Source organism: Candidatus Endolissoclinum faulkneri L5 (assembly GCF_000510265.1).
GTDB lineage: Bacteria > Pseudomonadota > Alphaproteobacteria > Thalassobaculales > Thalassobaculaceae > Thalassobaculum > Thalassobaculum faulkneri_A.
This window is the reverse complement of the sequence record NZ_CP006745.1, coordinates 699,687-715,278: the sequence shown is the minus strand read 5'-3', so window position 1 is coordinate 715,278 and position 15,592 is coordinate 699,687. Positions and strand designations below refer to the sequence as shown.

At 31.3% G+C, this 15,592-nt stretch carries 7 protein-coding genes; 6 read left to right on the top strand and 1 reads right to left on the bottom strand.

Going from position 1 to position 15,592, the window contains the following annotated elements; genetic code table 11:
- Nucleotides 1–321 precede the first annotated feature (321 nt).
- From P856_RS02115 to argC, 6 genes are all read left to right on the top strand, one after another.
- Nucleotides 322–1,344, top strand: a complete 1,023-nt coding sequence (locus tag P856_RS02115) for an extracellular solute-binding protein (RefSeq protein ID WP_227028690.1) — start codon at nucleotides 322–324, stop codon at nucleotides 1,342–1,344.
- 873 nt (nucleotides 1,345–2,217) lie between these two features.
- Nucleotides 2,218–2,343 (top strand): type B 50S ribosomal protein L36, encoded by a 126-nt coding sequence (gene ykgO / locus P856_RS04190; protein WP_081713427.1) that lies wholly within the window; start codon nucleotides 2,218–2,220, stop codon nucleotides 2,341–2,343.
- Between the two features lie 2,555 nt (nucleotides 2,344–4,898).
- Complete coding sequence (locus P856_RS02110) at nucleotides 4,899–5,615, top strand: MlaA family lipoprotein (RefSeq protein ID WP_025300523.1); 717 nt, start codon at nucleotides 4,899–4,901, stop codon at nucleotides 5,613–5,615.
- Nucleotides 5,616–5,804: 189 nt separating this feature from the next.
- Entirely contained in the window at nucleotides 5,805–6,398 is a 594-nt protein-coding gene (locus P856_RS02105) for an MlaC/ttg2D family ABC transporter substrate-binding protein (protein WP_025300522.1), read from the top strand.
- 1,184 nt (nucleotides 6,399–7,582) lie between these two features.
- A complete protein-coding gene (locus tag P856_RS02100; protein WP_025300521.1) occupies nucleotides 7,583–8,347 on the top strand; it encodes an SDR family NAD(P)-dependent oxidoreductase in 765 nt (254 codons plus the stop codon).
- Between the two features lie 966 nt (nucleotides 8,348–9,313).
- Nucleotides 9,314–10,276: an N-acetyl-gamma-glutamyl-phosphate reductase gene (gene argC, locus P856_RS02095; protein WP_025300520.1), complete on the top strand. Its 963-nt coding sequence runs from the start codon at nucleotides 9,314–9,316 to the stop codon at nucleotides 10,274–10,276.
- Between the two features lie 2,489 nt (nucleotides 10,277–12,765).
- Here argC and P856_RS02090 read toward each other — a convergent pair.
- On the bottom strand, nucleotides 12,766–13,761 hold the full coding sequence (locus P856_RS02090) for a pyridoxal phosphate-dependent aminotransferase (protein ID WP_227028697.1): 996 nt from the start codon (nucleotides 13,759–13,761) through the stop codon (nucleotides 12,766–12,768).
- Between the last annotated feature and the right edge of the window lie 1,831 nt (nucleotides 13,762–15,592).

The following is a 15,592-nucleotide window of genomic DNA, read 5'->3' as shown; positions in this document are numbered from 1 at the left end:
CTTTGATCTTTAGATTTTAATTTGCTAATTAGGACTTGTAGTGTTGCTAATTAGGACTTGTGGTGAAATATCTAACTTTTACAGGACGGGTGATTATACATCGTCTTTACATCGTCTTTGCTCAGTGAATCGATAATCGTTGCATAGAAAATTTTCTGTGAGTCACAGACATTTGACTGATTATCTTACTGCTTTAACTTATCTTAGTGCTTTAACTCTGGATAACACTTTAGTTTATGAATGAATTTTGAAGAAAGCAAAATGCAAAAGGAATTGAAAGCAAAATGCAATAAGGAATTGGAAAAATGGCGCTTTAAAATATTGACTATATTTGCCTTCCTATTTGTCTGTGGTATCAATGGTCTTATCAGTCGGTATGTATTAGCTGCTGAAGAAATTAATCTTTATTCCTCAAGGCACTATGATCAAGATGAAAGGCTCTACTCTGACTTCGAGAAGCAAACTGGCATAGTCATTAATCGAATTGAGGGTGATGCTGATGAGTTGATTCAGCGTATTAAGAACGAGGGGCGTAATAGCCCAGCTGATATTCTGTTAACCGTTGATGCTGGACGACTTTGGCGAGCTAGTAGTATGGGTATCTTTCAACCGGTGCATTCTAATTTTCTCAATTCTCGAATACCAGTCCACCTGAGACATCCGGACGGCCTATGGTACGGTTTTTCTCAGCGTGCAAGAATCATCTTTTATGATAAGTCTCGGGTTTCGCCATTACAGCTTCAAAATTATAACGCATTAGCTGAACCTTCTTTGAAGGGCATGGTTTGCACAAGATCAAGTTCAAATGTTTACATGCTATCTCTTATGTCGGCGCAAATCGAGCACGCTGGTCGGGATGGAGCGAGAAATTGGGCTGCTGGAGTTTATAAAAATCTAGCTCGCAGTCCGCAAGGATCGGATACAGATCAACTTCGGGCTATTGCTTCTGGGCAATGTGGAGTAACATTAGCTAATACCTACTACTTTGTTCGCGCCTTACGTAACGAGGTAGACGGTATAAACAAGGATAATATCGCCAAAATTGGCTGGATATTTCCTAACCAGGATACGACCGGTGCCCATATAAATATCTCCGGCGCTGGTGTAATTTCCACGGCACCTAACAGAAAAAACGCTATTAAGTTTATGGAATATCTAGCTTCCGATAGCGCACAAGAATATTTTTCATCCGATAATGACGAATATCCAGTAGTTCCAGGTGTAGGAATTAGCTGTGCTCTCTCCAAACTTGGTATATTTCGTCAAGACATCATGAATTTATCTAAGCTTGGCGAACATCAGTCATTAGCTCAGCAGCTTTATGATGAAGTCGGATATGATTAGCCTACAGAGGCTGTATTAGTTCCAAATAAATCTTGCGTATATTTTTAGCTCAATAATGTCTTTTGATCTAACTTTGTAATTTTTACTTGTTCAACTACAAACTAAATAAATTGCTCTAGATAATAGGATATAAAAAGATAAATCACAATTTTTAAAGACAACTTTTTATCCAAAATATCTTAATGTTATATTATGTAATTCTGATAAGCTATTAACTAAATAAATTAGCTTTTAATTATTTAGGGTCGTTGTATAATTTGATTAGAGATTTTTGCAATTATTGTTTAAGTTAACTATGAAAAAATTAATTCAATTATCATACGATTGTATCGTTAGATAATTGCTATGTTTTTGGATGATAAGAAAAGCAAATATACCATTTGATGTTGTAAACTAGCCAATATATGTCGTTGTGCGAGTGATTAATTGATAATATTCGTCTTTCTTAAGCGAATAACTTATTGATTTTTGTGATTATCTAGTAAGTTAATCAATTAATACAATGATTTCACTATGTAGTTGAAGCTATGCTGAATGATAAATATTTTATATAAAAATGATTACTTGAGAGATGTACTTTCAGATCAGAAAAAATAAAAACTACAACAATATAGATCGTGCTTAATTAATAAAAAATCATAGAAGTGCTATGGTGAAGTCACTGGCGTTTATTATCCATCCGGAGGAGCAATCTGCAGATTGATTAATTGGGATCGCAAAAGTTGTGTAATCATACCGGATAGCTATGCTAATAATTTCTATTGTTAATAATTAATAAGTCCATAATTCTTATGGGGATTGCTTAAAGGCAATTTTTAATTATCGAAAAAATTATGTTTATTTATCCTTTTCTGGACTTTGAAAGGAAATTTGATGCGTGTTGTAAGTTCACTTAAAACTTTAAAAAATCGTCACAAAGCATGTAGAATTGTCAGACGTAAAAGGCGAGTATACGTAATAAACAAATCTAATCCCCGCTTTAAGGCGAGACAGGGTTAGACTAAGAAGAAAATAGCTTTAGTCAAATTAGTGTCTATCTAAATGTGCAAAAATAATTATTATAGTTTTATACTTTATTTAGTGTTATAGATTTAAAGTTTTTTTAGTAGACGCATTTATATTTTTAAAAGCTATTCATAGTCAAAATGTGAAATTTTTTTTAGAGTTTTTCACAATGCAATCTGATAATTCGTTATGATATTTGAGATACTCGCCAATTAAAGTTTTTATTATATTGCTGCTCAAATGTTGCTATTAAATAATCGTAGATTTTTTATCTGATATTTCTTGCCAAGAACAGCTCCTTCTATGCTGCTAATGAATCAATCGATAGACTTTATTGTTCTTAGCTGCAGATTTCTTATTGGCGAAAGCTGTTATTGATTTGAATGTTGTTTTCCTTTACCAAATTTGTGTCATTGCTAAGATTAATTTTAACAATTAAACTCCTATCTATTTATCCAGAATCCTGCACTTAATAATTTATTTCTGCTAATTAGCATTGATATTTTATTCCTTAATATCTAATAAATTTTTGTGAAACTTTTTTCCATAAATCAAGTTTGGCGAAAGCCAATCGATATGAATTACAGTAGACAATTATCTAATTAATTATCGTGCAACGATAATTAGAAATGCTGTTTTCAATACAAACTATTAACATTTATTAGATTGCGCTTAATCAAAATAACCTTTAAGTTGGTGAATATTTTTAATATAATCTTACGTAAACAATCTTTAGCCCCTAAATATTTTACTTGTCTATTGAGTGGATAAAATAGCACCGCCCTGCTTTATCTAAAAATATACAAATGATAAGATGTAAAATATCAAACAACAGTTAATACTCAATAAAATATTGAAAAAAAAGTATGTATATTATGTTAAAGTAGTGCGGGCTAAACGCGTAAAGTAGTTATGTTGAACTTGCTGTTTATATTGCAGACAATTAGGCGTATCAGTAAATATCTACCAATGCTAAAAATTGAAAAAGCCAGCTGAAATATCCAGATAAAAACAATAGTCACATCAATGATCTATAAAATTCTAGCTTTGCTAGACTATAAAGAAAAATTGAATTGTATAATAATTCTATTTTGATCCTCAATCCTGAAAATCGCTGTTTTGTTTTTTTTTATTTAAAAGTATAAAATAATTTTAGAAATTTTCTTGCATTAATTTCTAGCCAATACGTCTGCAAAAAAACAACAAAGAAGGTTACGATTTATTTTTTAAATTGAACCAAAAAAGTCGAAAAGTATTTAACTCAATCTTAATCGATTTAAAAATTATTAAAGAAACGCATAACACATTATAACTTTATTTGACTTTGATGAAAAGTAAAATTTACTGCTATTCATCTTGTTATTAAAGTTGTGAATGGTTTTTATGTTCAAAAAATATTTAGATTAAAGATGAATTCAATGCGAATTGCGCTTTACCATCATGTAGAAATTTACTCAAAAGCATTAATGTTCAAATTAACCTGATCTACGATTTGGCTGAACGAAAATCTACAGTAGTGATAAAACATTTTCCTAGTCATGTCTAAATTTTGTAGATTAGACTGTATTTGTTTTTGTGCTTATTAAAAAGCATACAATAAATCTGAAAAATTATTTAGCTGATATACGCAAATTATAATAAAATATGGGATAATCTGTGGTTAATAAAATATGGGATAATCTGTGGTTAATTTGGATGTGTGTAATTACGTATCTGATATTTGAGGAGCTAAAAAGATCTTAAGCTCAACCCTCAAATATGCCAAGTAATCTTCATGTTTTTTAGAAATGACAACCTAAAGGCTAATATTTCAGAGCCTTGAGTAGTATACGGTAAAAATTTTAAAAAATCGCAAATAATGCGCACCAATATAACTCAGCATAAATATATTAATGATCTAGAATTTAAATAAATTATAACAAAAATTACGATAGTTTGTTCTATCAGCTATTAAGTGCATCATATTGCTAAATTTATCTATAAGTTTAAACTCACCTAATTTTTAAAAATTTTGATTTGCTGCAGCATCCAAATAAAAACTGTGATTTCCATAAAAATGCTGCCCTATAATTGCAATACATCCAATCATTTTTAGTAATATTCATTTACCAAAATGCGATCACAGAATAATTACCAAAATGCGATCACAGAATAATAAAATATGCTCTGCGCAATAATATCTTCCGAAGATTGATTTTGTGATGAGCAAAGTACTGACTTGATTAGGCTAAATAAAAAATATAAACTAAACGTTTTGATCAAAACAGCAGATAAAACTCTGCTACTACGTTCTTAACAGCTCATATACAAGCGATATAATTATCATATTCGCTTATTTAGTATGTCAAAAATTGCTGCTTTTTTATGAAAATTAATATTTTTCTATAATGTACGTATTTTTTCTTTAGCTTGAACACTGTAACCCTAGATAATTTACCCGTATTAATGATAAAATTAAAAGTTGCGTTATTATCCTAATCGTTAATCAATTCGACGAAAGTAAATGAGGATTATTTGTTGCTAAATTTTATTCTTACGGTGAAAAGAGATTGCTTAGGTTAAGTATAAAAAAAACATTCATATTATTTTTACTTGCCGGCTGTGCATCTCAAGAAAAATTCAACAATCAATTTGTTAGCGATCCAATTGAGCCAGTTAATCGGTTAGTATTCTCGATGAACGATGTTATCGACACTGTGATTTTGCGGCCAACGGCATATACATACAAGAGTGTAATTCCTGCACCAATACGCGAAGTTGTTTACAATTTTCTCGATTGGTTAAGCTCTCCCATATATATTGTAAACAGTGCCCTACAAGGAAATTTTACGGCTTTAGAACATAATACAGCCCGTTTTATCGCCAATTCTCCAATGTTTGGCCTTGTCGATAATGCTACTGGCCTCGGTTTAGAGCGATGGCCAGAAGATTTCGGTCAAACCTTAGCAGTGTGGGGTGTATACGACGGTCCATATCTAGTTTTACCTCTTCTTGGACCATCAAATTTGCGTGACGCAAGTGGCTTATTAGCTGACTATTTTATGGACCCAACTCAACATATTATAGTTTGTAATGACAAACAAATGAGATTTCAAGCTACACGGAATGTTGGTGAAGTAATCGATTTTCGTGCTCGAAATTATCAAAAGATAAAAAACATTAAAGAGACCTCGATAGACTATTACGCACGAATCCGTGCTATATATAAACAGCATCGTAATTTGTTAATCAAAAATAATCTCTCTTCGGTTGAAATCATGTACTAATAAAAAAAACCATAATGAAATTTTGAGAAATTTCAGGTATCCGACGATTAATTATAGCAAAAGAGAATGATAAAACTAAACAAGATAATCTACATTAGATAATACAGATTATCTTGTTTAGTTAATACTAGCCTAAATTTAGTAGAATTTTTACCATTTTTCTAATCTACAACACTAGTTGATTACTAAATGAGCCAACTCATTCGATTATTTATCTTATTTTCTTTCATTGCTTGGCCATCCTCGATAGCTACGGCTGCATTTGATGCCAGCTCTGCAGTTAGTGAATTTGCCGATAAAGCAATTATTCTGATGTCTTACTCTGATCTAAGCGAAACCGAGCGTCGCGATAAATTTGAACAGCTTGTACAAAAGTACTTTGACTTGCCCGTAATTGGAAAGTTTTTGTTAGGAAAATATTGGCAAACTGCTACACAAGCTGAGTGGGATGCTTATCTTAAAGTTTTTGCCAAAAATATTGTTTATACATACGCGCGCCAACTAGATCAATACTTCGGTCAACGATTGGTAATCTATGGTATTCGTAAAAATGGTCGGTTTGACATTGTCTCCAGTAGGATTGTATCACCAAAAAACAATGAAGGGGTTCGCTTGGAATGGGTAGTAGCTAAATCCAATTCTACTTTCAAAATTATTGATGTTATTATTGAGGGCATGAGTATGAGCATTACTCAGCGTCAAGAATACACTTCGGTGATTCAAGCCAATGCAGGGAGTATTAAAGCTTTAGTAGATGCATTAAGCCGCCAAATAACGGAGTGAGAATTATTTAATGATACGTAAATTCAATGATAGACAGATCACTTATATAACATTACACTTATTCTACACTTTATTTTAATTTTAGTGGAACTATTCTGCACAATCTTAAAATTGCTGGAATGCAATATTTTTTATAAAAAATCCTTGCATTAATTTAAAAGCATAAATATAGACAATCATTTTAGAACGTTGACTATTAATAATTAGCGTGAATATTTCCAATATGGAAATTGATCAAAAGGCGACAGCTAAATTAATTTAGCAGTAAAAATTAATATCTTACATATTCTAACAATACATTAACTAATTGAAAATTTCAACGCTTAAAAAATTTATTGGGATAATAAAATACAATACAGTTAATTTTTACTGTAAAATTTAATATTTTATTAATGGATTAAATATATTAGCTTACAAAAATCTATTTGTCATAGATGCTATAATCGCCTTTATTGTAGCATACAGATACTGTTGTTTTTAATGCTAATTTAGATTAAGAATAAATATTGAATTATGGTAAGGGAGAAGCTTTTTATACATTAAAATTATGCTTGAAGGTTATATTAATGTATATTTTAGCTTTACTTTAATAAAAGTAATCAAGCATGATGAATTATATGAGGGAAAAATATTTATTAATATTTATTGAGTATAGACGATGATTTATATCAATAGGTGCTACTTGATGATTTACTTATCAATCATAAAAATTGGATTTTTTAGACGACTAAACAATATTAATCTGTAGTGTTAGAATACATTTACTAAATATTTCCATCAATTTAATGTGTAGCATACTTGCCATAGTAAATATTGTTTTATCAGATATATGTATACTATAACATAATATTTTAACTATAAACGTATTTTTTTTGACAATACTTGAGAAAAGCTAAGTTACCTAAATGGAGCACTAAGCAAGATTGCAAATTAGTAAGATACAATAACAGACTAAGAAGTATGCTTGCTTTGCTTATGGGAGAGGTATGTGCTTACTTTTATAAATAGATAGGAGATTACCATGCGTATTAGCTCTGGAAATTCTTTTGCACTATGAATAATAAATTGCTGATCGATAAAATGAATTAAACAAAGCCTAGTTAAAAGTTTTTGCTTGCTTTTTAGAATAAAAGCAAATTAAATTAATAAAAAGTCAATGAAAGTGCTTTAGTTAAATTAAAAATATGATCTGTACAGCGAAAAAAGTATTTATAACGGGAGCAACTAGTGGATTTGGTAAAGCGATTGCTCAGCGGTTTGATGCAGAAGGTTGGTATACAGTGATTTCAGGTAGGCGCAGCCGGCGCTTAGAAACATTGAAGCAAAATTTGCTAAACCCATGCCATAGTATCGTTCTAGACGTGCGCAATCTTGATGCGGTTACCGCAGCGGTATGTGCTTTACCGGATGTATTTACTCCAGTTGACGTTCTAGTTAATAACGCTGGCTTAGCACTCGGCATGATGGATGCCGATGAAGTGTGTATTGAAGATTGGGAGCTGATGGTTGACACTAATATAAAAGGTCTTCTATATTGTACTCGTACAATATTACCTCAGATGGTAAAAAGGGGTAGTGGGCATGTGGTAAATATTGGCTCGATCGCTGGTTACTGGCCATATCCTGGAAGTAATGTTTACGGCGCTACTAAGGCTTTTGTTCGCCAATTTTCTTTAAATTTACGTGCTGATTTAGTTAGCAAAAACATTCATGTCACTGATATAGAACCTGGTTTAGCAGAAACAGAATTTTCTGAAGTAAGATTCAAGGGCGATAAAAAAAAAGCAGCAGACATCTATAGAGATGTTAGTCCGATCAAGCCTGATGATATTGCAGATGCAGTATTTTGGGCAGTCTCTCGACCACGAAACATCAACATAAATAGGATTGAGATTATGGCGGGAGCTCAGGCTTTTTCACCGCTTAATATAGTTCGTGGGCTGAAATAATTAGTTACTTAGAATAGCAACTTTTGCTTGATGAGTTTTAAATAACAATAAGCATATTGCTATAATCCTATTTAGTATAATGGTGGCATTATAAATTCAGTATGTTAGTAATTTTCATATTTATATAGTTATATTGAAATAATATAGTTATTTGCAAATTAAACACCTCCTAGGTCAAAAGCATTTAATTATTAAATGAGCCTAAAATTTAATTAAATTATTTTAGTAAACCTACAAAGGTAATTTTTGTTACGCCTCTACTTTGGAAAAAGTTTTTAAGTAATATAAACATATGGGCTAAAAAGGTAGTAACATATAACCATTTTTTGTTCTGTCCTCTAACTAAAAGATAATTATTATCAATTATTACTTGAATATTAATCCGTTACTTCAGGTAGTGAGCAAATTAACGAATCCAAAGCAAATTACTTGATACTAGTTGCGGTAGATTATGTTCTTCAGGCAATCATTTATTCTATTAACATTAATATCAAATGTTGATATTACCATTTAGCCACCATTACAAATACAAGATTGACTTTTAACATAATCCTATACGCCACACTTTCGCCAACTAATGTAAATTAAGCATATTACATTAGAAATTAATGGTACTATTTTGCACTTAGCCCTCTAAAGATATTTTTTTGAGAATATAGAAACTATATAACTAATCGTTACTCTTTAGCTAAGTAGAATAAACTTTTTTATTTGCTCAATTTAAAATTAACTAATTTGATAAATTATCAATTTTATTCATTTATTAATCGAAAACGAGTTATTATTTTATAAATAAATATTAACTCGTTTTCGATTAAAAATTAATTAATTTCTATAATGATGGCTATAACAGGTGATTGTCTAACTAAGAATAGGTTTATGCTTATACTAATGTAAACTTACAAAGCTTGTTGCCTGTTAGGATGATTTTTATATATTATACTATTTAAAGTATTGGATTGATTTATGGGCGTTCCACAGATATTTATTGATGGTAATACCGGTGCGACTGGTATGCTAATTCGTGAGCGATTGCTTGCTCGTAATGACATAGGACTTATATCCTTGGAAGATCAACAGCGCAAGGATCTTAAGTATCGGATTGAAGCGCTATATGCATGCGATATTGCTTTTCTATGCTTGCCAGATGAAGCTGCTAGACAGGCAGCATCAATTGCTAAAAAATCAAATGCTAAGTTAATTGATGCTTCTAGCGCGCATCGTACCGATGAGTGTTGGGTTTACGGTTTTGCAGAATTTAAGGAAGGTCAACGTGAAGCCATCATGACGGCCAATCGTATTTCTAACCCCGGATGCTATGCCACAGGCGCTGTAGGCATACTTGCGCCATTAATCAAGGCTGGCTTGCTACCAATCGACTATCCTTTTACAATTAATGCAATATCTGGCTATACTGGAGGGGGCACATCTCTTATCACAAGATATGAATCAGAAGCTGCAGAGAACTATAAGCCTGACCCATTCTGGCAGTACGGGTTAAACCTAAATCACAAGCACGTGCCAGAGATTACCAACCGACTTGGTCTCGTTCATCCGCCAATTTTTCAGCCAGCAGTTGCTAATTACGCGCAGGGCATGCTGGTCAATGTACCGTTAGCTTTATGGCAGATAGATAGACAACCTACTGCACGATCACTTCATGAAATCTTATCAGAACATTATAATAACAGTCGCTTTGTACGTGTCGCTTCACTTACTGAGACAACAAAATTGCAAGAGCTAAATCCGCAAGCACTAAACGGCACTAATTTAATGGAAATATTTGTATTATCTGACGATAATACCAGACGCGCAGTAATTACTGCGCGTCTGGATAATCTTGGCAAAGGCTCTTCCGGTGCCGCTGTGCAGAACATGAATTTACTACTTGGCATACCAGAAGATGCTAGTATCTCGATGTCAGCTTAAACATAAAAAAGTTAAATTATTTTTGAAGTAAAGTGTGTATTAACTTATTTAATTATTGCTGTTTAACATTTGTTATTACTGTTTTGCTATTGGCGAATGCTATATTAAATTAGCATCAACTTGTCAGTTTTTCTAGATTAAAGCTGAAAAGCAATATTTAATTGTACACTTGTACATATTTACAGATACCAAGACTAAAAATCTTATTTGACTGTGATCGTTATCAACAGTGCTTTCTTAATTATACCAGTTAACTAAGGAAGTAAAATTAGCGTTATATTAATTTTTTATAATAGCTTGCTTGATGACAGTTCATATACACTTTTAATTTTTATCGTATAATAATTTAACATAAGTATTACCAACATGTAGATCTATAGCTAACCAACTATAATATTAGCATATAAAATACAAACTTTCACGAGTTTTAGCGCAGTCAAGAGAGAACATTCGTCAATTGCAACAATTTTTGTAGCATACTTAGGTATGGTAATCGGATTAATAAATCTATCCAGTATTAATTCAGCATAATAGTATTTTTCAGGTACGATAATTAGCTTTTAAATTAAGAAGAATGTAGACAAACCAAGGAATAATTATACACGTAATTTTAATCTTTTTGTATATAAATTTGTAGTGGCTAATCCAAAATTTGACCAGAATGCGTCGCATGCATGTAGACAAATAGCAAAGCTATTGCATTGATAATGCATATAAATTATAATACTCAAGTGAAAAAGACGTCATTTGGCATAGTTAGGATTATCTTATTAATCGATAAGATCTATTTTTGGTTATATAACTATTAACCAATGTTATATTTTTAGTTAGACTTTCCATTATGCTAAAATTTAAATCATAGAAAGTTTTATGTTTTTTGATTTTTTAAATCAAATTGCAAGAATTGATATAGTTTTTCCGCTGTAGCTATGGGTCACTAAAAAATATAAAAAACTATAATATGTTAGCTATACCATATCAAAATGACAATTTATCTTTTTCGCTTAAAAAGTTTTAGCATATTAATTGCTTTAATTAACTACTTAATTCAATATATTCAAGCATATTTTTTGCTCAAGAATACTTTAAGCAGAGCTTCATAATATATGAACTCCGAATAAAATCAGACAAATAGTCACAGGAATAAGTTTAATCGTTTACAGACAAAATACTTGCTAAGTTAGCGAATAGCTAATTTTGTACAAAGATAAATTGACGCTAAACTATTAAATAATTTTATTAACTAATAGTATTGTACTATTAAGGTTATCTTAGTTTAATGCTATGAAATTTGATGTATTCATTGGAATAATCAGAGTATGGTACAAAAATTATAATGCGGTATAGAAKCACCGATAATTAAACGTTAATAATAATAAACTTGACTTATAATGTCTTTGTGCTTTGACAATATATAAACGTTAAGCTAACTGTTTAATTAAACAGCTTTATATCAATATATAAGAAATGTCATTTTATATTTAAAAGGATATATTTTTGCTTAAAAAATCAATTGTTGCTTACAATTACCAATAAAACAAATGGTGTATAATAGTACTCCTCTCTTGTTGATTGACGGTTGCTTTCGAGTATCGATAAAATAAATGAAGAAAAAGTTTTTGCCATACTAGTAAGTAAATACTCAATAATCCCATGGGTTTAAAATCATTGATTGTTTTAATATAAAAGCTGAATTTTAGATTCAGTTAGTTAATTAACTAAAATAACAATCACAAGACTTTATACCGTTCATCACATAGATTAATCGTAGTATATTAGAAGAAACAAAGCCCAATATATTCTTCTTGACAAGGGTTTTTAGCCTATCATCGATTAGTGATAGATACTTACTGCGAATGCACTTCGTATCTAAAAGAGCGCAAGTAAGTTCTTATACAAAATGCTTAATATCTCATTCATTATTTCTAATATTATTTGATCTACTTTTTACCACTGGCTAATACTGGTATGACTGATATGTCATCAGCTATAAGAAGCTGCTACGTACTAGCGGCAATGCCTTCAGATAAAAGGTTTTCCAGCTAACAATCAAAATAAAAGTAGATACCAGTTAGTTATTATATAGTTTAAAAAATTATTATTGATGCTAATCAGATACGAAAAGATTTTTATTAATATGTAGTCTGCACTTGCTTATCTACAGATATTAATGTTAGCATCTTACACACAATCATTTTATGGTAAAATCGCACATCAACTCTAGTATGCACTAGACCTTAGCTCAACTCGGTAAGCTAGCAAAGTTTTGTATAAAGTACTCAGTTAAATTGTATCAGCCAAATATAATATATTTGTGAGCTCAATAAGCTTTCAGAGTCTTTAAATGTTAAATTTGCTAGCAAATTTATGAGTAAACAAACTATATTTAGGCACTCTATGTAAAAGTTTGTTTATAGATCCAATAAGAGATTAATTTTGCCAATACAGATATCTTAGAACATAAAAAATTTTAATCTGAGATCTTTTGTTCATACCTCTATTCCGTTGAAGAAATCAACCATAGTTTGAATCACAGCGCGATTATCATCTTCTAGTCCTATGGATATACGAATAAACTCGTGTTTACCATAGTCAGACATGCTGCGTACTATGATCCCGCGTTTAGCTAAATATTCTCTTGCTTGTTTAGGTAGGCGGATAATAAAAAAGTTAGCAACAGATGAATAAGGCTTCATGCCTAACTTCTTAAATTCATTCTGTAACCAAGGCAGCCATACTGCGTTATGGTCTACGGATTTTTTCTGAAATTTTAAATCATTTATAGCCGCAACTCCTGCCAGCAATGCTGGAGTATTTACACTGTAAGGGGGTTTTACCGCATAAAGGGTATTAGCAATATCAGCGGAGCAATATGCCCATCCAAGACGTAATCCTGCCATGCCATACATCTTAGAGAAAGTACGTAACATAACTGTATTATCGTTCTGTTCCACCAGATCTATCCCAGCACTGTAATCATGTATCTGAACATATTCGGCATAAGCTGCGTCCAAAACGAGCAAAACTCGCTGAGGTAGTTCAACACGCAGACGTTTTAACTCCTTGTTTGAGAGATAAGTACCGGTCGGATTGTTAGGGTTTGCTAAAAATACAATCTTGGTGCGACTAGTAATACGTTCTAAAATCGCATCTACATTTGCGGTATAATGATTGTCTGGCGCCGATACTGGTATGCCACCGGCAATTTTAATTGCTGTGGGAAACTGTAAAAAGCCATATTGAGTATGGATTGCTTCTTCGCCCGGCTCCAAATATGCTTGCGTTAACGCACGAATCAGCTCATCCGAGCCACATCCTAAAACTATTCGCGAAGGATCATTAATTCTATATCTCACTCCTATTGCCTCAACAAGTCCCGATGTGGATTCAGCCGGATAAGTATGAATTTTTGAGCCTATTCCAGACAGAGCCTTTATAGCCTTTGGTGATGGACCAAGTGCACCTTCATTAAGGTCTAGACGGATAATTCGACCATGACTTCTGGAACAAATAATCGGCCTATGAGTTTCTAGTTTTGAAACAACTTCTTTGGGAACTACGCTAGGAATGAAAAAAACTCCTCATTTTTAATTAGCATAAATTAATATTGCACTTAAACAAAAATTCTTCGACTTATACTTACTCTATAAGTTGGCAAGCAAAAGAACGACAAAGCTAGGGGCACGTAGCGAAGAAATTTAATCGATAAGCAAAACAATTTAATCAGTAATCAAAATATATTAATATTCTACTGCTAATACGAAGATATTCTCATGCTCAATTTGAATTTTACCTTTGAACAAAAATAAAAATTCAAATACGCGTTTTGCTAAACAGAGTCATAATCATTTATTCATTGATAAATTAAGCAACTCAAAATTTTTAAATTCTAGTGGATCTCCAACTATTGAATAACTCAATGCTAATATGAGTTACATACCCCATCAAGGTAACCAAAATTTGATCTTCAAGCAAGAAGTTAATAACCTTAGTAAATACTCTAACTTATAATATAAGTATACTTAATAATTAAGTATAAATTATCCGCCAAGTTTACTTTGCTATAGCTTATCAAAAAGTATGAGAACTTAAAAACTGCTAATAAAAGTCAAATACATGAAAACATAAACTATTGGAAGTAAAAGTCAGCTAAAATTTACCGACCAATTTATATCATACTGAACAGACTATTACTTCGAATCACTGGATTAATATCCGCTAACTTATAAAAAACGTGAATTATAACATTAACTAAAGTAAAACTCAAGCAAAATTGATATGCCTTATTTTACTACATTAATCATAACTTGTGCTCTACGATTTAATTAAAGCTTTTGCCGGATTAATATATTACCTTAAGTATATTAATATTACCTTAAGTATATTACAAGGCTCTAAAATAGCAACAATAACTTCAGATTGAAGCGAATAATTTTTTAAAATCGCTACTGCCGCGATAGATTTGCAAAATAACTTATGTGCAGCAATTTTTGTATTGGGCATAATTAAATACCTAAAAACAGGCTAGTGAGAACTTCACGAAACTATTAATCCTAATAAACAAAACTTATCGCTGGGCATATTAAACTGATGGGGTTTATCATTCTAAAATTGTTAAATATAGACTAAGAAATATGGATGCATTAGGTATAATCTTCCCTTTTTAGTATAATGTTTTACACTTATTAGAGGAATCTCAAAGTGTTTTTGTGTTAATGCAAAATTATTTCGATATAACTTTATTAAACTGGGGAATAGACTAATGCTCTATAATGATTAATATTTCTGCATAACTAATTTGATACTTTTAGTATAACTCAAAATATTTGTTTTAAAGATTTAGTGTGTTTAATACAAAACCTACTAAGATCATTTTTATTTACTAAATATATCCTAGTTTTAACTAATGAATGATACTCTAATCGATCTAGTACTAAAACTAATATTTAACTTTATTCTTTCTTCAGTATTTGCAATTTAAGAGCAAGCAAAAATTAACCATAAGCCTTTCTTAAAAAACTTTAAGATTAAGAAAAATTCTGTAACAGCCTTATGACTTAGAACTCTTAGCTCAGTACTACTGGTTGCTCTTGCCGCATTTATTTAACTCCTCAATACATAGAGCAATGTATGATTCCATGCAAAAATTTGCAGTCTATGTATTTTACTCCATCAAATTAGCTTGATTTTAACCGTAATATTATGGCAGACTGAACATCATGCTCAAGAACAGATGTTGCTTAAGTTAATACATACCGACATTTCATAAAAATTAAAATACGACGAAGGCATCCATGCGCAAATGTTTAAATTTTT

Bases quoted from the DNA above. Each gene is read 5' to 3' on its own strand.
- P856_RS02105 (WP_025300522.1), top strand. From the start codon at position 5,805: ATGAGCCAACTCATTCGATTATTTATCTTATTTTCTTTCATTGCTTGG.
- ykgO (WP_081713427.1), top strand. From the start codon at position 2,218: ATGCGTGTTGTAAGTTCACTTAAAACTTTAAAAAATCGTCACAAAGCA.
- argC (WP_025300520.1), top strand. From the start codon at position 9,314: ATGGGCGTTCCACAGATATTTATTGATGGTAATACCGGTGCGACTGGT.
- P856_RS02100 (WP_025300521.1), top strand. From the start codon at position 7,583: ATGATCTGTACAGCGAAAAAAGTATTTATAACGGGAGCAACTAGTGGA.